The sequence below is a fragment of the Paenibacillus sp. W2I17 genome (assembly GCF_030815985.1).
GTDB lineage: Bacteria > Bacillota > Bacilli > Paenibacillales > Paenibacillaceae > Paenibacillus.
The window spans coordinates 4,439,113-4,459,962 of sequence record NZ_JAUSXM010000001.1; the positions used below are offsets into that span (position 1 = coordinate 4,439,113).

At 47.3% G+C, this 20,850-nt stretch carries 19 protein-coding genes and 8 tRNA genes; all 27 read right to left on the reverse strand.

What is annotated here, in order from left to right:
• Positions 1 to 92: 92 nt before the first annotated feature.
• Positions 93 to 1,694: an extracellular solute-binding protein gene (locus tag QF041_RS19880; RefSeq protein WP_307415423.1), complete on the reverse strand. Its 1,602-nt coding sequence runs from the start codon at positions 1,692 to 1,694 to the stop codon at positions 93 to 95.
• A 447-nt stretch (positions 1,695 to 2,141) separates the two neighbouring features.
• Complete coding sequence (locus QF041_RS19885; RefSeq protein WP_307415424.1) at positions 2,142 to 2,873, reverse strand: AraC family transcriptional regulator; 732 nt, start codon at positions 2,871 to 2,873, stop codon at positions 2,142 to 2,144.
• Positions 2,788 to 4,404, reverse strand: a complete 1,617-nt coding sequence (locus tag QF041_RS19890; protein WP_307415425.1) for a hypothetical protein — start codon at positions 4,402 to 4,404, stop codon at positions 2,788 to 2,790. The genes QF041_RS19885 and QF041_RS19890 overlap by 86 nt, the downstream gene beginning before the upstream one ends.
• Before the next feature lie 254 nt (positions 4,405 to 4,658).
• Positions 4,659 to 5,606 (reverse strand): ribose-phosphate diphosphokinase, encoded by a 948-nt coding sequence (locus tag QF041_RS19895; RefSeq protein WP_036616184.1) that lies wholly within the window; start codon positions 5,604 to 5,606, stop codon positions 4,659 to 4,661.
• A gap of 80 nt (positions 5,607 to 5,686) precedes the next feature.
• Positions 5,687 to 6,511, reverse strand: a complete 825-nt coding sequence (gene hisJ / locus QF041_RS19900; RefSeq protein ID WP_307415426.1) for a histidinol-phosphatase HisJ — start codon at positions 6,509 to 6,511, stop codon at positions 5,687 to 5,689.
• A 12-nt stretch (positions 6,512 to 6,523) separates the two neighbouring features.
• Positions 6,524 to 7,258, reverse strand: coding sequence for a bifunctional phosphoribosyl-AMP cyclohydrolase/phosphoribosyl-ATP diphosphatase HisIE (gene hisIE, locus QF041_RS19905; RefSeq protein WP_373461351.1), 735 nt, complete (start codon positions 7,256 to 7,258; stop codon positions 6,524 to 6,526).
• Complete coding sequence (gene hisF, locus QF041_RS19910) at positions 7,251 to 8,012, reverse strand: imidazole glycerol phosphate synthase subunit HisF (protein WP_017691268.1); 762 nt, start codon at positions 8,010 to 8,012, stop codon at positions 7,251 to 7,253. Before hisF ends, hisIE begins: the two co-directional genes overlap by 8 nt.
• A gap of 30 nt (positions 8,013 to 8,042) precedes the next feature.
• On the reverse strand, positions 8,043 to 8,777 hold the full coding sequence (gene hisA / locus QF041_RS19915; RefSeq protein WP_307415427.1) for a 1-(5-phosphoribosyl)-5-[(5-phosphoribosylamino)methylideneamino]imidazole-4-carboxamide isomerase: 735 nt from the start codon (positions 8,775 to 8,777) through the stop codon (positions 8,043 to 8,045).
• 62 nt (positions 8,778 to 8,839) lie between these two features.
• A complete protein-coding gene (gene hisH, locus QF041_RS19920; RefSeq protein WP_307415428.1) occupies positions 8,840 to 9,466 on the reverse strand; it encodes an imidazole glycerol phosphate synthase subunit HisH in 627 nt (208 codons plus the stop codon).
• A gap of 3 nt (positions 9,467 to 9,469) precedes the next feature.
• A complete protein-coding gene (gene hisB, locus QF041_RS19925) occupies positions 9,470 to 10,099 on the reverse strand; it encodes an imidazoleglycerol-phosphate dehydratase HisB (RefSeq protein ID WP_307415429.1) in 630 nt (209 codons plus the stop codon).
• The gene (hisD, locus tag QF041_RS19930) at positions 10,092 to 11,396 is read right to left on the reverse strand and encodes a histidinol dehydrogenase (RefSeq protein WP_307415430.1); all 1,305 of its coding nucleotides are present in this window, start codon (positions 11,394 to 11,396) and stop codon (positions 10,092 to 10,094) included. Before hisD ends, hisB begins: the two co-directional genes overlap by 8 nt.
• Before the next feature lie 133 nt (positions 11,397 to 11,529).
• Entirely contained in the window at positions 11,530 to 12,189 is a 660-nt protein-coding gene (hisG, locus tag QF041_RS19935; protein ID WP_036674770.1) for an ATP phosphoribosyltransferase, read from the reverse strand.
• A 1-nt stretch (position 12,190) separates the two neighbouring features.
• Positions 12,191 to 13,390, reverse strand: a complete 1,200-nt coding sequence (locus tag QF041_RS19940) for an ATP phosphoribosyltransferase regulatory subunit (RefSeq protein ID WP_307415431.1) — start codon at positions 13,388 to 13,390, stop codon at positions 12,191 to 12,193.
• 388 nt (positions 13,391 to 13,778) lie between these two features.
• Positions 13,779 to 14,321 carry an acyltransferase gene (locus QF041_RS19945; protein ID WP_127546293.1) on the reverse strand — a complete coding sequence of 181 codons (543 nt, stop codon included), beginning with the start codon at positions 14,319 to 14,321 and terminating at the stop codon, positions 13,779 to 13,781.
• Positions 14,318 to 14,974 (reverse strand): pyrophosphatase PpaX, encoded by a 657-nt coding sequence (ppaX, locus tag QF041_RS19950; RefSeq protein ID WP_307415432.1) that lies wholly within the window; start codon positions 14,972 to 14,974, stop codon positions 14,318 to 14,320. The genes QF041_RS19945 and ppaX overlap by 4 nt, the downstream gene beginning before the upstream one ends.
• A 6-nt stretch (positions 14,975 to 14,980) precedes the next feature.
• Positions 14,981 to 16,006, reverse strand: a complete 1,026-nt coding sequence (gene lgt / locus QF041_RS19955) for a prolipoprotein diacylglyceryl transferase (RefSeq protein ID WP_307415433.1) — start codon at positions 16,004 to 16,006, stop codon at positions 14,981 to 14,983.
• A gap of 121 nt (positions 16,007 to 16,127) precedes the next feature.
• Entirely contained in the window at positions 16,128 to 17,066 is a 939-nt protein-coding gene (gene hprK, locus QF041_RS19960) for an HPr(Ser) kinase/phosphatase (RefSeq protein WP_017691278.1), read from the reverse strand.
• Between the two features lie 422 nt (positions 17,067 to 17,488).
• On the reverse strand, positions 17,489 to 18,613 hold the full coding sequence (locus tag QF041_RS19965) for an ABC transporter ATP-binding protein (protein WP_124118337.1): 1,125 nt from the start codon (positions 18,611 to 18,613) through the stop codon (positions 17,489 to 17,491).
• A 103-nt stretch (positions 18,614 to 18,716) separates the two neighbouring features.
• Complete coding sequence (locus QF041_RS19970) at positions 18,717 to 19,910, reverse strand: PucR family transcriptional regulator (RefSeq protein WP_307415434.1); 1,194 nt, start codon at positions 19,908 to 19,910, stop codon at positions 18,717 to 18,719.
• Positions 19,911 to 20,053: 143 nt separating this feature from the next.
• Positions 20,054 to 20,126, reverse strand: a tRNA-Lys gene (locus QF041_RS19975).
• A gap of 7 nt (positions 20,127 to 20,133) precedes the next feature.
• A tRNA-Tyr gene (locus tag QF041_RS19980) sits at positions 20,134 to 20,219 on the reverse strand.
• A gap of 12 nt (positions 20,220 to 20,231) precedes the next feature.
• Positions 20,232 to 20,304 (reverse strand) — tRNA-Phe (locus QF041_RS19985).
• A 21-nt stretch (positions 20,305 to 20,325) separates the two neighbouring features.
• Positions 20,326 to 20,403 (reverse strand) — tRNA-Asp (locus QF041_RS19990).
• Positions 20,404 to 20,412: 9 nt separating this feature from the next.
• A tRNA-Thr gene (locus QF041_RS19995) sits at positions 20,413 to 20,488 on the reverse strand.
• A gap of 5 nt (positions 20,489 to 20,493) precedes the next feature.
• Positions 20,494 to 20,569: transfer RNA gene (locus QF041_RS20000), tRNA-Val, on the reverse strand.
• A 9-nt stretch (positions 20,570 to 20,578) separates the two neighbouring features.
• Positions 20,579 to 20,655 (reverse strand) — tRNA-Met (locus tag QF041_RS20005).
• A gap of 43 nt (positions 20,656 to 20,698) precedes the next feature.
• Positions 20,699 to 20,790 (reverse strand) — tRNA-Ser (locus QF041_RS20010).
• Between the last annotated feature and the right edge of the window lie 60 nt (positions 20,791 to 20,850).

A 20,850-nucleotide genomic window follows, 5' to 3' on the forward strand; every position in this document is an offset into this window, starting at 1 on the left:
AAACGGCTGTGCCGCCAGTCCGGCGGCACACGTTCCTTTCTAGTTAAGCCGTAGTATGGGTATCTGTCTTTGCTCTTGAAGTGTAGAGTTACTTATTTTGCAGGGAGTGCCTGAACCGCTTCTTCAAGTTCTTTTTTCAGTTCAGTACCACCCAGAGACATGAAATCAGCCATTTCCTTTTCATATACCGCATCGAATTCTGCTGGCTTAGCCATCGCTGTTTTTACGATAATGACATTTAATTTGTCTTTGAGAGCTGTGCTGTACTTCATCTCTGCTTCAATCGGTTTGTCGAAAATGATCGGTCCTACTGTATCGGTGTTAGCAATATCAATGGATTGTTTCAGCATTTCCTGATTATTTTGCGGGAAGCCCATAATCCATGCCTTTTCATTCGTCGCTTGATCACCAATGTTTTTACCGTTCGAGATAATGGCTGTATCCCCTGCGTTAAACAGACGATCCTGCGCTTCCTGGGATGCATCCTCTTTCACAACCGGAATGCCGTCTACCAGATCATAGTTCTCGCCTTCCACACCACTGTAGATATCAATCAGATTGTTGTCAGATGCCATCCAGTCGAGATATTTGATCGCTTCGACAGAACGTTTGCTGCTCTTCGGAATCATAATGTACATACCATTTGTTCCGTAGCGTGACTTGATGTGTTTGTTGTCTGCATTTGGATTGGTGTATACATCAACCGGCAACACTTCACTGCCACTCACATTTTTATGCAAATTATCCAGTGTGCCATCTCCGTAGAACATGGCATCCACATCTTCAGACCAGTAACCTACGTTACCGTTTTGAATGTCTTTCCCTAACTGCGTTTTGTCTTCATCCAAACTGAAGTCTTTGCTGATCAGACCTTCGTTGTACAGTTTGTTCAGGAACTGCATCGATTCTTTGAATCCTTCATGCAGTGGCAATTCATACCGTTGACCATAGGTCAGGTCGCCACTAACTGGCTTGATGAATGAGTAGATGAGCGTTTCGAATTGAGCTGGTGCAAGAGCCATACCCATTGGGATGTTTTTGCTTCCGAGACCACCAGGATCTTTATCCTTGAACGCTTTCAAAGTTGTATATAATTCATCCGTGGTCTTCGGCGCTGGCAATCCCAGTTTATCGAGCCAATCCTGACGGATGTAAGAACTGTATCGGCCTGTGATAGCACGTTTACCCGGAACAGCAAACTGTTGTCCTTCCACTTGCCCAAACTTCAAAGTATCTTCACCCAGGAACTTCTTCAGGTTCGGACCGTGCTGATCAATCAACTCTCCAACATCAGTCAAACCACCCTGCTGGGCATACCGATAAAACACGCTTGAGTCATAAACAAAGACAATATCAGGGACATCCGTATTGCTAGCCATCAGGACGTTCAGCTTGGTAACTTCCTCAGAACGCTGAACGGGTACAAACTGTACATCAATATTGTTGGGATCACCGAACTTCTCCTGAATCATTTTAGATAGATAGTTGTTCGTAATTGTGTACGGTGAAGGACTGTTACCACGGTCGAAAATCTCCACCTTTAAGGTAACGCGCTCGCCATTGCCTGATGTTCCGCCTTCAGCTGATTCTTCTGATGCTGATGAGCATCCCGCAAGTAAAGAAACGCCCATTACCATCGTCAGCGCCAAACCCATCCATTTCTTTAGACTCCCTTTGGTTGCTTTGCTTCTCATTTTGTCATCCCCTTTGGCTTTGCGTGAATGTTTAAAGCTTGCCCAGAGTATTTCACATTTTTCCGTTATCCTGCAATAAACCACTTTCGGAAGCGCTTACAAACGGATTATGGTTTATATGCTAAGCCTATTTTCGCAGACTGATTCTTTTCCAAAAACCATGCTGCTCTAGGCTTTGACGGCACTCTTCGCCTCAAGGATCGGAACTGCCTGTCCCAAGTCGGATAAACCATTTTCACACACTGCCTAAATTCGTAAACGGGAAAAAAACAGGAATATTAGCTTGTTATCCTGCGAAAACAGTTACATCGATCTCGGGCAGCAGAGTATTGTTCAACGAAAACAGGGCGAACCTCTGCAAGCCTCTCTCCTAAGTGGAAAGTGACTGCATGAAATTCACCCTGTGTTATCCTGATGTACAGATCTCAGAATATGTTCACTTTTGCGCTACTCTTCGGGTTCTCGATGTTCACGTTTCAAACGACGATAATCTCCTGGTGTAATACCCGTTACCCGCTTAAATACACGTCCCAACGTAATTCCATTTGCATACCCAACCTTTAGAGCAATATCCTGCAAAGAGTAATCGGTATTGAGCAGAAGCTGCTCCGTCTCCTTCATGCGAAGCTCTGTAACAAAATCAACAAACTTCATGTTGAATTCTGTCTTGAACAAATAACTCGCATGTTTGCCCGTAATCTGGAATCGATCGCTCAGATGTTTCAATGAAAGATCAGGATTTGCAAACTGTTCTTCGATATAATTTTTCATTTCATTAACCATGGCTTTGTAACTCTTGGTTTCCGTTACCGCTACATACGTTCTGAACAAGTCCGTCAGACCATCAAATAAAAGACTTTTCACATCGGTAAGCGTCTCTGCCTCTTCCACAGCACTCAACCATCTGTTGATGTTTTCTTCGGACAGCTCTTCCTGAAGTCCTTCCGACATCATGGCCACCTCTCGGCTAAGCATCTGTAACATGGCCTGAATCAGAGATCGAATCTCATCATCCGGCAGTTTGTTCTGTTCAAATGCTGTAAAGATCTCCTCCAACTGTTCCCGCCACTGTCCACTCGACATCCGGAACCGCTTAACAAAGTCCGCAATCATCTGCAGATAGGTATAGGTATCCAGCAAAGGATGCTGTGTTTTCACCGCAATCGGCTTGGCCGACATCTCCATTCATCAACAGTTTACGTTGCATTACCGCTTCTGCGGCTGCATAGGAATCTTGTATTGCACCGATTCCCTGAGCGATAGGTCCAATGCCAAAGCTTAAGGAAATGCGTAGATTTTGTTCTACCCAAGATTTGCATTCCTCAGCTACAACACGAATCTGTCCAGACATATCCAAGTTGTTATCATTCTGTTCTTTGAACACAAAAAGGATTGCAATTCGATCTACACTAATCCATTCCGTCCAGCATTGGACTCCCGTATTACGTGACAGCTCTTGCAAAACGTTCATCAAGGCAAACTTCAGAGTATTTTGTTCACCTCTCGTGTACCTCTCCTGAAATCCCTTCTCATAACGGTTAATCTCTCCAACAACAACGACAAAACGCGACGAGTCATGCACATCATTCAGTGGAGAGAGCTCTTTTAATTGCTCTGCTGCATTTTCCATGTGTTCACCATGCAACAGGGCATTGAACAACTTGCTGCGCTGCATGAGTACATTTTCCCTGCTTTTCTTGTCATAATCCATCATATGATTAATCAGATTCTCAAGCACACCATCAATCATCTTCATCTCATCCGTGCGAGCACCGGAGTGTTCAAACGCCCGAATCTGATGAGACTCAATCCGGTTCATGATGATCTGAATGGGTTTATAGTTACGGCGAGTAATATACACGATATATACAATCGCACAGATGACAGTCACAATAGCAATGATTACCCATACATAAGATATGACAGAGACCCAGCCAAATAAGTTGCCGGCCTTAATTCCACTGGAAATTGTCCAGCCCAGTCTTTCTAGCGCTAGCCTATTCAGTTCCTGACCGTCTATCGAGCCCTCTTGGTCCGAGTGTGCATTATACACAACCTTACCATCCCGATCCGTAATCGTTAGGAATGAGAGCTGACCATTAACCATACTATCTACACTCTGTTCAATGCTGCTCATCTTGATATTAATGACCAATGTGCCCTGCGAGCCAAAAGGCAAAGGCATGTCCTTGTTCACGGTTAATACGCGAATAGGGGTGCGTTGAACAGAGTCCGCATCGAATTCCCGGACCGGTTGCCAGCCTGAACCGATAGACCCGTTACCCATCTGATCAATCCATGCCTTATCCGAGAAACCTTCCACTTCTCTGGAACCACTTACGGTCAGAACATGTTTATTTCGCTTGTCATATAGATAGATGGATTGAATCCATGAGGGCGAATTGGATAGCTCACGTAAATTCTGCGCAATTGCATATACCGTGTCCGAGCTGGTCAGGTTTGTGTTATTAAAATAGAGTTTGTATGCCTGCTGACTCTGTACCGTTTCCAGGATGGATAGTTCAATATCCCTGATTGTACGATCCACCATGTCTATCATATAACTGGAGGAGATTCGGTCTGCTTTTTTAGTTTCCTCTTTGGAGATGTCATTGATGAAAACAAACGCGATGAAAATGAGTATGGTCACCGTAAGAAAAAAAATTGGGAAGTACGAGAACAATAACCGGTAGTACCAATTACGAGACAATAGACCCCACTCCTCACTCCACGATGCCAATGTTCTCAGCCGTGGTTCTACTGTTCAGCATCCATCTCACCTTAGGGGCTGAATACTATATGATAACGCTATCATAACTGATTTTATGTTATTATAGCACAAGCCTCTGAGCAGCAAAGCAAGAATTGAATTCAAAGAGCCAAAACAAAAAAACCGTGCTGAGCAGACAACAACTCAGACACGGAACAGTTCATCTGGCAGCACACCGTTATATCTTCGATGCTCTAAATGCCAGAATCCTTAAACAATGTGGCCATGGAGCCACCATCCACAATAATGCGTACGGCGCGGGCCAGCATTGGCGCAACAGGTAACACTTTGAAGCATTCAGGGTGATCATCTGGCAGTGCGATCGAGTCCGTAACGACCACCTCTTCAATTGACGGGTGATTCAATTTACTCACTGCCCCATCGGAGAACAATCCGTGTGTTGCACATACATATACATTTTTGGAGCCACGTTCCTTCAACCCTTCCACAACATTCAGAATGGTTGTTCCGGTGTCGATCAGATCCTCAATAATAATAGGTGTCCGTCCTTCTACATCACCAATGACATGGGTAATCACCGATTCATTATGGCTTGGACGTTTCTTGATCATTATGGCAAATGGAGAATCCAGACGGTTCGCAAGCTTCTCAGCCATGGATGCTCGTCCCGCATCCGGGGAGACTACAACAGGGTTCTCAATTCCTTTGCTTAACAGATAATCACTAATCAGATCCAGTGATGTCATATGGTCAACCGGAATGTTGAAGAATCCCTGAATGGCCGCTGCGTGCAGATCGATCGTTACCACTCGATTGGCGCCAGCTGTCGTTAATACATCTGCTACCATCTTGGCCGAGATCGGTTCCCGTGGAGCGGATTTGCGCTCTTGACGAGCATAGCCGTAATACGGAACAATGATGTTCACCGTGCGCGCTGAAGCCCTCTTTGCGGCATCAATCATCACAAGCAACTCGACAAACAGCTCATTGATCGGATGAGACAACGACTGTACCAGAAACACATCACAATTACGGATCGTTTCTTCATAATGAACGTATATTTCTCCGCTCTTGAACCTGGACAGCTTGATCTTGCCCAGTTGTACACCCAGCTTGTCACATACCTGTTCTGCCAGCTTAGGGTTCGATGAACCGGAAAAAATACGTAACGAATGCTGCATAATGCCCTCCCGAGGGTTGAAGTCCCTATATAATCCCTTATCTAAAAGGTTATTTCCTACCCTCATTATACTCTACTGGCTTATACATTTAAAGGAATGAACGAGCGATGACGGCCTTCGAAAACAGCGACTTCTGTACAGCCCAACTCATGTAAAAGTGCTTCAGCTTCAGGCAAATAATCGCCCAGCTTCATTGGGTCATGTGCATCAGAGCCCATGGTTAATGGAATCCCCAAGCGAATGGCTTCCGTCAGCATTCTGCGACTAGGGAACATCTCGGCACAAGGCTTCGATATCCCGGAAGCATTCAGCTCCATGGCGCAGCCACTTTTGGCAATAGCCTGCAGCGCTGCGTTCTCCAGTGAGATACGTTCTTCTGTCTGCTCCGTTGAAGGAACAAAGCCGAAGCGTTTAATGACATCTGTATGGCCCATAATATCGTACATGCCCGTGGCAGCTGCTTTGCTTACGGCATCGTAGTACTGACGATATACTTCAAGTACGTCTTTGCCTTCCCAATGATGGGTCTGGCGGAAGTCTGTAATGTCCCATTCCCCGAGGAAATGAACAGAGCCGATCACATAATCCCATGGATAACGCTCAATAATCGCACGGATCTCTGTTTCCCAGCCTTCAATATAGTCACCTTCCAGACCAACACGTACGTCAATCTGCCCACGGTAACGTTCTTTCAGGGAGAAACACTCCTCTACGTAACGCGGCAGTTCATCCATAGGCATCGCCATTTCCGGATAATATTGAGCCGGATCGACATGCAACAATGGCATGTGATCGGACAATCCAATCTGGGATAGTCCGATCTCCACACCACGTTGCACGTACTCTTCCAGTTTGCCAATGGCATGTCCACACCGCTCATGGTGTGTATGATAGTCTATACGCACGAAACTCGCCTCCTAATCGCGGCGAGGCCGTTCATGACGGCGGCTCAGCTCTGACATAATGTCGTCCAGCGGCAGCTTGCGCTCTTGTAACAGGACGAGCAGGTGATACATCAGGTCACTGACTTCCAGACGAAGCTCGTCATTATCTTTATTTTTGGCGGCGATGATCGTCTCGGACGCTTCTTCACCGATTTTTTTCAGTATTTTGTCTACACCTTTATCAAACAGATACGTTGTATAAGCACCCTCAGGACGCTCACGTTCACGCTCTGCAATAACGGATTCCAGTTCAGCCAATACCTCAAAGCGACTTTCGGAACCGGAACTTGCAGAAGCAGATGCCACACCCGCTTCATCCGAAGCCTTGGCTGCCGATTTCTCTGGCAAACCAATGATCTCATTATGGAAACAAGTTACTGCCCCTGTATGGCAAGCCGGTCCGTTCGGTTTCACCTCAACCAACAAGGTATCGCCGTCACAATCATATTTTAGGGAAGTAATCGTCTGCACGTTGCCAGATGTTGCCCCTTTATGCCACAACTCCTGACGCGAGCGTGACCAGAACCACGTCTCACCGGATTCCAGCGACAACTTCAGAGATTCGCGATTCATATAAGCCATCATTAAGACTTCCCGAGTATCCACATCCTGCACAATGGCTGGAACCAAACCATCACTCCAACGAATGTGTTCCACAACCTGTTCCAAGGACAACTGTTCCTTGATTTCATCGCTCACTTTAGTCACGGATCTCCACCCCTTGTTCTCTCAAATGTTGTTTTAACGCCGGTACGGCGATTTCTTTGTAATGGAAAATTGTTGCGGCTAGCCCTGCGTCCGCTTTGCCTGTGGTAAATACATCATAGAAATGAGATTCCTTGCCCGCACCGCCCGATGCGATGACTGGAATACGCACAGATTCGGATACCGCTGCCGTCAGCTTCAGATCAAAGCCGTCTTTTGTTCCGTCCGCGTCCATACTTGTGAGAAGAATCTCCCCCGCGCCCAAGCTCTCAGCCTGTTTAACCCATTCCAGCGCCTTGATCCCGGAGGGTTTCCGTCCACCATGGGTATAGACTTCCCACTCGCCCCAAGCTTCGTTATACTTGGCATCGATCGCTACCACGATACACTGCGAGCCAAAGCGACGTGCACCATCTGCAATCAACTGCGGATTAAGTACCGCGGCTGTATTCACTGCGATTTTATCCGCTCCTGCACGGAGAATCCGCTTCATGTCCTCTACCTTGGAGATGCCACCACCTACCGTAAAGGGAATAGCGATCTCGCCTGCCGTCTGCCGCACGACTTCTTCCATCGTTTCGCGACCTTCTACCGAAGCGGAGATATCGAGAAACACCAATTCGTCCGCGCCCTCGCGGTCATATAGTGCCGCCAGCTCTACCGGATCACCCGCATCGCGGAGATTAACGAAGTTGACGCCTTTGACGACCCGGCCGTCCTTCACGTCCAGACAGGGGATGATTCTTTTTGCCAGCATGCTACCTCTTCCTCTCTATCCGAATATCCCTTACTTATTGACCGCACGTACTGCTTCAGACAGATCGATGCTTCCTGTATACAGTGCTTTACCCACAATTGCTCCACCAACACCATCATCCGCGTGGCGACTCAGACGAAGCAGATCATCCATTACACTCACACCGCCGGAAGCAATAAACGTCCGTCCACTTGCCTTGGCTAGAGACACAATCGCTTCCACATTAGGACCCTGCATCATGCCATCACGGGAAATATCCGTAAAGATAAACGTTTCTGCCCCATATGCCGCCAATTCCTTTGCGAGTACCTCTGCTTGCACTTCCGATGTTTCAAGCCATCCGCGGGTTGCCACATAACCATTCCGAGCGTCGATACCAATTGCCACTTTGTCGCCATAACGTCCCAGTACTTCCTCTGTAAAAGCACGATCCTCAATTGCTGCTGTTCCAATAATCAGCCGGCTAACACCCAGACCTAGCAAACGCTCTACATCCGCTACTGTACGAAGTCCGCCGCCCACCTGAACAGGTACGTTCACAGCCGAGGCAATCCGCCCGATCAGCTCATCGTTAACAGGATGTCCTGCTTTCGCACCATCCAGATCCACCAGATGAACGTATGTACCACCTTGCTTCTCCCAGGAGAGAGCCACTTGAACCGGGTCATCGTTATACACGGTCTCCTGATTATAATCTCCCTGCACCAGTCTTACACATTTGCCGTCCCGGATATCAATCGCCGGATATAGGATAAAAGATGACATACAAGGCCTCCTGAATATGAATTAGATTTGTACGCTTTCTATAATTAAGAAGAGATGATGATTTACCCTTGTACAGGTGCTCCTGTTAGAGCCAAAAAGTTGCCGAGCAGCTTCATACCAAGCTCTCCACTTTTCTCCGGGTGGAATTGCATGCCGAAGTTGGATCCTCTGCCTACAATGGCTGTCACCGGATGTCCGTAATCCGTTACCGCCAGCAGATCGTCCCTGTTTTCAGTAAGCGCATGATAGGAATGGACAAAATAGACGTGACCTGCCTCAAGCCCCGTAAATAGCGGATTTTCCGCGTGCAAGAATTCCAAACGGTTCCATCCCATATGAGGAACTTTCAGCTCTCCCGGTGCGAATCGCACCACTTTACCTGGCAAAATATCCAGTCCCTCATGCTCACCATGCTCTTCACTTGAGCTGAACAACAACTGCATCCCCAGACAGATTCCGAGCAGTGGCTTGGACCCGGCAGCAGCTTCCTTCACCACCGTATTCAGGCCACTCTCCCGCAGATGAACCATTGCATCACCAAAAGCACCTACGCCTGGCAGAATGACACCATCTGCGCCAAGAATCTCTTCCCGATCACCCGTGACCAGCGCTTCGTAGCCAAGACGTTCGACCGCTTTGCCGACGCTGTGCAGGTTACCCATACCGTAATCGACAATTGCAATCGCCATCGTCTACAGCACTCCCTTCGTGGAAGGCACACCCGTTACACGTGGATCAATCATCGTTGCTTCATCCAGTGCACGTCCCAATGCCTTAAAGATCGCTTCAATCATGTGGTGGGTGTTCTGACCATAATGTACGATGACATGCAAAGTAATCCGAGCTTCCAGCGCCAATTTCCACAGGAATTCATGCACCAACTCCGTGGAGAAACTACCTACCTGTTGAGAAGGGTATTCTGCACGGTATTCAAAGTGAGGTCGGTTACTCACATCAATAATGACTTGAGCGAGCGCCTCGTCCATCGGTACAAAAACACTGGCATAGCGCTTGATGCCACGTTTGTCACCCAAAGCTTCACGCAACGTCTGCCCCAGACAGATTCCGATATCTTCAACTGTGTGGTGATCATCGATGTCGATATCTCCGCGAGCCTGCACGTTCAGGTCGAATTGTCCGTGCTTCGTGAACAGATCCAGCATATGGTTCAGGAAGGGTACATCCGTTTCAATCGTGGATTGTCCTGTTCCATCTACAGTAAAGGCCAATTGGATATTGGTCTCGTTAGTTTTGCGGTCAACCTCTGCTTGGCGCACTGCACCTTTGTTTTCAAGTTCCAAACCATTATTTTGCTTATCCATTGTCCGATTCCGCCTTTCCTTCCTGTTCTAACCGTACAGCGATTGCACGGGCATGCCCTTCAAGACCCTCATGGCGGGCCAACTCTATAATAGCCGCTCCGTTCTTCAGCAGCGCTTCTTTACTATAATAGATCAGACTCGATTTTTTGATAAAATCATCCACGTCCACTGGCGAACTGAATCGCGCAGTGCCATTGGTCGGAATAATGTGATTGGGTCCTGCAAAATAATCCCCCACCGGCTCCGAGCTGTACGGGCCGAGGAAAATCGCGCCGGCATTTTCGATCCGGCCAGCGTAAGCCATCGGCTCCTGCACCATGATCTCCAGATGCTCCGGTGCAAGCCGGTTCACCACGTCGATTCCTTCATCGATGGAATCGACTACAATAATCGCGCCATACTGCTCCACGGAAGCAGCAGCGATATCACGTCGCGGCAGCACTTCAAGCTGCCGATGCACTTCGCCCTGCACGGCTTCCGCCAGCGTGGCCGAATTCGTGACGAGAATGGCCGATGCCATCTCGTCATGTTCCGCCTGCGACAACAGGTCGGCGGCGACGTACACCGGATTCGCCGTATCATCGGCGAGCACCACAATCTCACTCGGCCCGGCGATACTATCGATATCGACCGCCCCGTACACCTCGCGCTTCGCGAGCGCCACGTAAATATTGCCCGGTCCACAGATCTTGTCGACCGGGGCAATGCTCTCCGTGCCGTAAGCGAGGGCGGCGATGGCTTGAGCGCCGCCAACCCGATACATCTCGCTCACGCCTGCTTCCGCAGCAGCAACGAGAATGTACGGGTTAATACCTTCGCCACCGTTTGTTGACGGCGGCGTCACGAGAACAATCTCCGGCACGCCTGCCACCTGTGCCGGAATCACATTCATCAGCACAGACGATGGATACGCTGCTTTGCCGCCAGGTACATAGACTCCGACCCGCTTCAGCGGTCGGATGACCTGGCCCAGCAGGCTGCCGTCCGGCTGCCAATCCATCCACGAGTTGCGTTTCTGTTTCTCGTGAAACGCACGAATGTTGGCGGCGGCTTGCCGAATCGCCGTCACAAAGGATGGCTCCACGGCTGCATAAGCCGCCTGCAGCTCTTCCTGCGGCACGCGCAACTCCGCGGCAGTCAGCTTTGTGCGGTCCAGCTGCTCCGTGTAACGCAGCAGTGCCGTATCACCCTCACGGCGAATGTCGCTGACAATACGCCGTACCGTTTCATTTTGCTCCGGCGTGCCATACTCCACTTCCCGCTTCAGATCAAACTCCCGTGCAGGTACAATTTTCATACATACAACCTCCTCATCCTCTGTAATACCTGCCTTCTTGTGGCCGATTTGCTTCTTTATTTTGTCTCTTACTCTTAATTTTGCTTCTGCTTCTGCTTTGTATGTTTCTCATCTATGTTTCCAACGTAGTAATTTATCCCCGAAAGCTTCCCGCCGATATCTCATTCGATGCCGGTATGACCTGCTGAAGTGCATCACATAAAGCCTGGATTCGTGCATTTTTCATCCGATAACTTACCCGATTGGCGATAAGACGGCTGGTGATGTCCAGAATGCCTGTCATCTCCACCAATCCGTTCTCGCGCAGTGTCTGACCTGTCTCCACCAGATCGACAATCCGGTCTGCCAGACCAATCAGGGGCGCTAGCTCAATGGAACCATTCAGCTTGATCACCTCGACCTGCTGCCCCTGCTCCCGAAAATACTGTGAAGCAATCCTTGGATACTTCGTTGCAACACGTTGCTGGATGCCTGGCTTCCAGTCTGGAAGTCCGATCACAGACATACGGCACTGAGCGATTCCCAGATTCAACAGTTCGTACACATCCCGATCTTCCTCCAGCAGCACGTCTTTACCGACAATTCCGATATCGGCAACACCGTACTCCACATACGTTGGAACATCTACTGGCTTCGCCATAATGAATTCCATTCCGGCTTCCGGTACTTCGATGACCAATCTGCGTGTATCGTCCACGTCTTCTGGAATATCCAGCCCCGCTTCACGAAACAATTTGGAGGCTTTTTTATAGATTCGGCCCTTCGGCATGGCCACCTTCAGAATATCCGACATCTCAGCGTCCTCCTTCTTCAGATCCGTAAGTAATAACCTGCTCAGCCTGAGCGGTTCTTGCTTCAACCGATACGGCACTTGCCCCAGCCCCATCTTCAGGAAGAAGGAGTGTCACTACATTTTGTCCCATACTGCGTAATCTTGCCGCTTCTGTTAGTGCCTCGGCCCGACGTTTCGGGGTATATTGGATAAGTACCGTTTTTTTCTCTTCAATGGTAATGCCATGAACACCATCAATAATACGGTTCGTTTTCAGTGCAAATCCTGTAGCTGGCAACGAGCGCCCAAACTGTTGTAACAGATTATCATACCGTCCGCCGCTACATACCGGTGAGCCCAGTTCTGCCGCATACCCTTCAAACGTCATGCCCGTATAATAGGAGAAATCACCGATCATCGTCAGATCAATAAGTACATGCTCGGATACACCGTACGCTTCCAACACTTCGAATACGGCACACAGATGTGCAATCGATTGTGCTGCTTCAGCGCTTGAACTTAGCTCTACCGCATGTGTGCATACTTCCTTGCCACCACGCAGACGAAGGATCGCTTCAAGCTGTTCTTTCAATTTAGGCTCCAGATTTAATGCTTCAATCGACTGGCGATAGCCGACATAATCACGTCCGAGCAGCCCTTCCTTCAATTGCTCCTGCTCAGCGGTCTGGCCTGGAATCACTTCCTCCAGTAATCCGTTCAGGAATCCCATATGGCCCATCGCTATTTTAAAAGAAGACACACCCGCTGCCTGCAAAGAGGCAATCGCAAGCGCAACAACTTCTGCATCCGCTTCAGGTGAGTCGTCTCCAACCAACTCCACGCCCGTCTGAAAGAATTCAGCCTCACGCCCAGCTTCCTCTTCAATAGAACGAAATACGTTCGCATGATAGGACAGACGCAGCGGCAACTGCTCATCTTTGAGCATGGATGAAACTACGCGTGCAATTGGAGCCGTTAGGTCCGATCTGAGCACCAGCGTGGTTCCCCGACTGTTTAGCAATTTAAATAATTTACGATCTGATGTAGAGCTTGCCACACCTACCGTATCGTAATATTCAATCGTTGGTGTGATGATCTGACGGTAACCCCAGCGTTCCATACATTCCAGTACATTGCGTTCAATCGTCCGCAGCTTGGATACTACATGTGGTGTATAGTCGCGGAATCCGGTCGGTTTTTCAAAACCTTTTGGTTTGGACATTGGTAATATTCACCCCGAGTCAGTAATTTAAGAGTTGCACTCGTTCTATTTCAACAGGATTTATGTAGTGTAAATCCCCATTCTATCTTATAAACCTGAATCAAAGTATTATCGCATAAGCCTTCAACTATTGGTTTAGTTCAATCTTTATCATGCTTCATTTCTCCAAGAATGCTTTCACATGGTAAAGTGCTAACAAACTAAAGGATATGGGATATGATAACATGAAATCCGCACTACCGTCAACATACCAAAGCTTGATTGCCCTTGGATCGACATATCGTTTTATATACACACCGTTACGCTCGCCAATCGGTATTTATATACGAAAAAAGCTGCCATAAGCAGCTTTTTACTTCAACCCATCTTCATTCATTACTTTATTGACTCAATGCACACTACCCTGAGAAGAACCATCCGTGTTAAAGACAGTTTCTTCCGTAGAAGCTGCCGCACGGGATAAATCACGCAGTGGATTACCTCCAACAAAAGCTCCTGGTGCAACATCCTTATGTACGACTGCTCCAGCAGCTACAACGGCTCCATCTCCTATGGTTACCCCGGGAAGAATCGTTGTGTTAGCACCAATCAGTACATTTTCCCCGATAATCACCTCACCGAGCCTGTACTCCTTAATGAGATACTCATGAGCGAGAATCGTTGTGTTGTAACCGATGACCGAGTTTTCGCCGACCGTTATTTTCTCCGGAAAAAACACATCCACCATCACCATCAGGCCAAAGGCCGTATGTTTCCCCACCTTCATACCGAGCATTCGGCGGTAAATCCAGTTCTTCACCGATAGAATCGGACAGTAGCGTGACAACTGGATCCAGATAAAATTACGAACGCCCTTCCACGGACTCACTGTCTTGTAGATATGCCAAAGTGCATTCTGGTCCTCTACCGGATAGCGGGTTACTTTTCTCATGAACGTCCCGTTTCAATACGGATGAGTTTCAACAAGTCTCTCATGTCATGCAACATATGGTCGGGTCCATATCCGTTCAGGATTGTTTCCCCTTTAAGGGACCATGCAACCCCCGCCGAGAGTGCGCCCGCATTTTGAGCCGATTGGATATCCACTGGACTGTCACCCACCATCAGCGTTTTACCAGGATCTGCACCCAGTTCCGTCATCGCTTTCAGTACAGGTTCAGCGTGCGGCTTTGGATTCGTTACATCGGTCACTGTTACAATTGTCTTCATATATTTCAGTAGATCAAAACGTTCTAGCACCTTTAATGTGGATGGGCGAATTTTGGTTGTGACCACACCCATTACAATGCCAGCCTGATGCAGCGCCTCTACTACCTCAATGACATGTGGAAAAGGTCTAACCATCGCTTCATGATGGATATCATTATAAGCACGATAACCTTTCACGTACTCGGAGACTTCCTCCTGGCCAGAGAAAGTGCGCATTTGCTGCTCCAGTGTGCCACCCATATGTGGAATGATCTGTTCCCGAGTCCATGGAGCTGAATGCTCCCATCCCCCCATGACATGCTGGAATGAGCTGATAATCAACTCATTGGTATCAATAATCGTTCCGTCCAGATCAAACAATACCGTGTCAATCATGTTGCATTACTCCTTTTTATCATCAACTTGCTTTGGATCATCTTTGGCTGGAGGTGTTAACTTGCTCTCTTTGCCAGCAACTGTTCCCGTATGCTCCATATCATCTGAGGTAACTTTGGACGATACAATCGGATCACTATAACGAACAACTGCTTTACCTGTCACTCTTCTCACTACAATGAATACAACAGCAACAATAATGATGCCAATCGCGAGCAGTTGCGAGATTCTTACGTTACCGTAAGCAGGATCAAGATATCCTTGTTCAAAGCCCATTGCAGTCATTGGAGACCACAGCCCGTTCACTAATGAAGCAACCCATTGCGGAGCCTGGAAGCCCAGACTGTCTGTACGTAAAGCTTCAATGAAGAAGCGACCGATAGAGTACCAGATGAAATAAGACATGAACAGTTCACCTGAACGCAGAAACTTCTGACGACGCAGAACCAGCAGTAAGACCAGACCAACGAGACTCCACATCGATTCATACAAAAATGCAGGATGGTGAAATACCCCATCTACGTTCATTTGATTCACAATAAAGTCCGGCAGATGTAGCTTGTCTCTCAAAAATGATTCTTCCACAGGACCGCCGTAGGCTTCCTGATTCACAAAGTTCCCCCAGCGTCCGATCAACTGTCCAACGAGCAGTCCAGGCGCACAGATATCGGCCATACGCCAGAAGTTATATCCTTTACGACGGAAGAAAATAACTGCACAGATAATAGCACCAATAAGTGCACCATAGATGGCTATACCGCCATTCCATATTTTAAAGACATCCCAGAAATTATCCTTATAATCTTCCCATTTAAATGCTACGTAGTAGATGCGGGCACCAATGATGGCAGAAGGCACACCCAGCAGGACCATGTCCATAAACACTTCCTGTGGAATATTGTATCGTTTGCCCTCCCGGATCACGAGCAGTAATCCTATAAGCGCCGCAGCACCAAGAATAAGCCCGTACCAGTGAACCTTTAACGCTCCAATAGAGAACGCAATCGGGTTCAACAGTAATAATGTATCCATTCATTCACACTCCTATTTATTCAATCAATCACACGCATGACGAATGGTTGGCATACACTGCGCCTTAAGAGAAGCAGTACATGTCAACCATTTATCTTCATTTCCTTGTATAAAATGTTTCTTAATCCATGTCTTCCATATCTTCCGAGATGGTTGCTGTCAGCTTGTTCGTGAATTGCAGCGCAGCATTCAGACCCATCTGTTTCAGGCGATAGTTCATACCTGCCACTTCAATAATAACCGCCAAGTTCCGTCCCGGACGAACAGGAATCGTAACAAGAGGTACATCCGTATCAATGATACGTGTAGTCTCTTCATCCAGACCCAGACGATCATATTGTTTATCCTGCTGCCATGCTTCCAGACGTACAACCAAAGTAATCCGTTTGTTATTCCGAACCGCACCAGCTCCGAACAATGTCATGACGTTGATAATACCGACACCTCGAATTTCGAGCAAGTGGCGGATCAATTCTGGTGCAGTACCATGCAGCTGAAAATCTGACGTTTGGCGGATCTCTACCGCATCATCGGCAATCAATCGGTGTCCACGTTTCACCAGTTCAAGTGCTGTTTCACTCTTACCAATACCGCTACTACCTGTGATCAGCATACCTACGCCATAGACATCACAAAGTACACCGTGAATGGTTGCTGTTGGTGCCAATTTCTTTTCCAGGAATCCCGTGATCCGGCTGGATAGAATCGTTGTAGCCATATTGCTGCGAAGTACAGCCAGATTCTGCTCTTCACTAATATCAATCAGCTCTTGCGGAACTTCCAGTCCACGCGTGACAACGATACAAGGCGTCTCTTCCGTACAAAGACGTTGCATACGATCGCGCCGCTCTTGCTCAGGTAACATTGCAAAGAAAGCTAACTCCGTTCTTCCAAGCAGCTGTACCCGTTCTTGTGGATGGTATTCAAAATAACCGGCCATTTCCAGACCAGGACGGTTCAGGTCATCTACCGTAATGACTCTTTTCAATCCGTGAGATCCAGAAACAACCTCCAACTGAAATTGCTGCACGAGTTCAGATACTTTCACTTTTTTCGCCATTTGTCTCTTCCTTTCAGCATTAGCTGTCCCTCTATGTACATCAGATCGTGTATCAGTTATTTCCATTATTAGCGCATTCACAACATGGGGTACAGCCTGCATACCCTTCCAACAGTCGATTCTCTCAAATATATGAAGACAGACCTTCAAATAATCTTAAATGAATTCAGGGATGAATGCAATCGCAGCCTCCGACAACCATTAGTAAGAAAAGTCTTCTGATCGAAGCACCTTCTAGGATATTACATTCGTAGTTTAGCGGCTGTTTTTCTTGCGGTTATTAATCCTTCAACTCCGCCGAAACTTATAATTCCAATAATCTTAAAAAAAGCCCCTTCCAGCAACAACGGAAGGGGCTCTCATTACAATGTATAATTGCATTAACTGTCAGGTTCCATCGTCACCGAGGAATCCCAGTAATATTAGTCTTGAAGAAGTACGTTCACTTCAGTCTCTTTGTCAAAGATATGAACCTTGTTCATGTCGATGGCCATTTTAACTGTGGAACCATCACGAGTGTTAGAACGTCCGTCTACACGTGCGATCGTTGTATCGTTACCAACACCGCTCAAGTAGAGGAGCATTTCGTGACCCAGGTTCTCTGTAACATCTACGTGTGTAGAGAATACGGAGTTCGGGGATGCTTCCAGGAATACTGGCTCTTCGTGAATGTCTTCTGGACGAACACCCAGAATCACTTCTTTGCCAATGTATCCTCTAGATTTCAACACTTGTGCTTTACCTTGCGGGATTTCAACGTCCACGCCTGGAGCAATAAAGTGAAGGTTAGCACCTTGCTCAGCCAGTTTACCCGAGATAAAGTTCATTGTCGGGGAACCGATGAAACCAGCTACGAACAGGTTAGCCGGCAGGTTATACAACTCTTCCGGAGAAGCTGCTTGTTGGATGATACCATCCTTCATAACAACGATCCGATCACCCATCGTCATAGCTTCGATCTGGTCATGCGTTACGTAGATAACAGTTGTTTCCAAACGTTTCGCAAGTTTAGTGATCTCTGCACGCATTTGACCACGCAGTTTAGCATCCAAGTTGGAGAGAGGCTCATCCATCAAGAACACTTGTGGATCACGGACAATCGCACGTCCCAAAGCGACACGTTGACGTTGACCACCGGACAATGCCTTAGGTTTACGCTCAAGCAAATGCTCGATATCCAGGATTTTAGCTGCTTCACGTACACGTTTGTCGATCTCATCTTTTTTAACCTTACGCAATTTCAAACCAAACGCCATGTTTTGATATACGCTCATGTGCGGATACAAGGCATAGGATTGGAATACCATCGCGATATCGCGGTCTTTAGGTGCAACATCATTAACGACACGGTCACCGATATAGAGTTTACCTTCAGAAATTTCCTCAAGGCCTGCGATCATACGAAGTGTTGTTGATTTACCACAACCGGACGGACCTACCAGTACCAGAAATTCTTTATCTTTAATGTCCAGGTTAATGTCAACTACAGTTGCTTTATCAGAACCCGGGTATTTTTTGAAAATATGCTCTAAACGTACTCCAGCCATGATTGTTGCCTCCTCAGAGATCATTTTGTAATCGAATACAATTTGTATTTTTATAATACCCTATACACGTGAGGTTTGACTATTCGCAAACTGCACAAAAATATCAATGCTTTTTCGTCACTTTGTACATTAGTAGTAAAAACTGCACTAGAACAGCACTTTCGAAGTGCCTCACATCATAGCCAATCTCCTGTTTGATCTTGTCCAGACGGTATACCAACGTATTACGATGAATGAAAAGTCGTTTCGCTGTCTCGCTGACATTACAGTCCAGGCTAAAAAAAGTCTCCAGCGTAGCAAGTGTCTCACTGTCATTGAAGATTAACGTGTCTTTGCCTGTTTCCTGTATAAAACGTGTACGTTGATCATCTGGAATGCTCGCTACCAACCTTTCCAGATGCAGATCCCATGGGAGATGAATATGCTGCGTAACATGGAATGCTCTCCCCAAGTGAACACTTTCTTTAAGAAGAGTTGTGACCGATACAAGTTGTTGTGCAGGAATGCATGGCAGAGATGCGGACAGATGGAACACCCCAGCCCACTCACTGGCAACCAATTCATGCAACCCCAGACAAAAAGCGTTCAGTGAATCCTTTTTGGCTTCCGTTGTATCTTCCTCGGCTTCTTCTGTAACAATTTCTTTATCACCCATGAAAATCCACTCTTGCTCCCCCAAAGGAATCAAGACAATCTCCTCGCCAAAGTAACTCTCAAGTAACTTGTTGAGTTCCTTGGACCGCAAACGATGTGCATCCGGTGTATCCCCTTGCAGCAAGAACAGAATCTTCTCAGCATTCAATCCTGCAGGCGCCACAAAGCGATCAGGAACCGCTTCAGATTCCTGCTTGGTTGGTTCTTCGATCTGCTCTTTAAGCCAGAGACCCAATTCAGTCAAATACTGCTCCCTATCATTCTCATATACAACAGGTTGTACCTCATCGGGTAGAGCCGTGTTAGTACGGATCAAAAGCTCAATCAATTGTCGTGTCTCCACGGTAATAGATTTTGCAGGGCATCCCCAACACACGACACTCTCTTCTTGCTCATTCATCCGAACCTTAAAAAATATACGCTTTCCCGTATTCAAACTGATCACATCGGATGAAATTGGAGATGCAGATTGATCAGATAGCTCCTGATGCTCACCCTCATCACCAAAGGTCTCTGAATTTTCATGTCGACCAACCAGATTCGCAACGGATTGCATCCATTCTTCTATTGTAATTTCATATTCGTCCAAAGTTGTGCCTATAATGACTTCAATTTGCTGTTTTAGATCAGGTATGAGCTTCATATAATGAACGTCACCACTCTGCATGTTTTCTATTAGTTTATCATATCTTGCCCAGCATTAATAAATATCCATATTGAGCTAAAATCACATAACAAAAAAAAGCGACTAATCAAATTAATGATTAATCACTCTTTTCTTAAAGATGAGTCATGAAGGGCTCGAACCTTCGACACCCTGATTAAAAGTCAGGTGCTCTACCAACTGAGCTAATGACTCATAAAACTGGTGGAGGATGATGGATTCGAACCACCGAACCCGTACGGGAGCAGATTTACAGTCTGATGCGTTTGGCCACTTCGCTAATCCTCCAGGGATTAAAGGTGGCTCGGGACGGAATCGAACCGCCGACACGAGGATTTTCAGTCCTCTGCTCTACCGACTGAGCTACCGAGCCATATTTAATTTTTAGGATTAATGGCGGAACCGACGGGATTCGAACCCGCGATCTCCTGCGTGACAGGCAGGCATGTTAGGCCAACTACACCACGGTTCCAGGCATTAATGGTGCCGGCGAGAGGACTTGAACCCCCAACCTACTGATTACAAGTCAGTTGCTCTACCAGTTGAGCTACACCGGCGTATATGGTGGAGGCTGAGGGGATCGAACCCCCGACCCTCTGCTTGTAAGGCAGATGCTCTCCCAGCTGAGCTAAGCCTCCTGGGTAATATGGTAGCGGCGGAGGGGATCGAACCCCCGACCTTACGGGTATGAACCGTACGCTCTAGCCAGCTGAGCTACACCGCCATATTAATTGTGTCTTGATTGCTTGTCCATCTTTAGGTAAAGATGGCGGAGAGAGAGGGATTCGAACCCTCGCACCGCTTACGCAGTCTAACCCCTTAGCAGAGGGTCCCCTTATAGCCACTTGGGTATCTCTCCAAATAACAATCATCAACATCATTCAAGGATTGCTCCCTGAAAACTAGATTCGAAACGAAA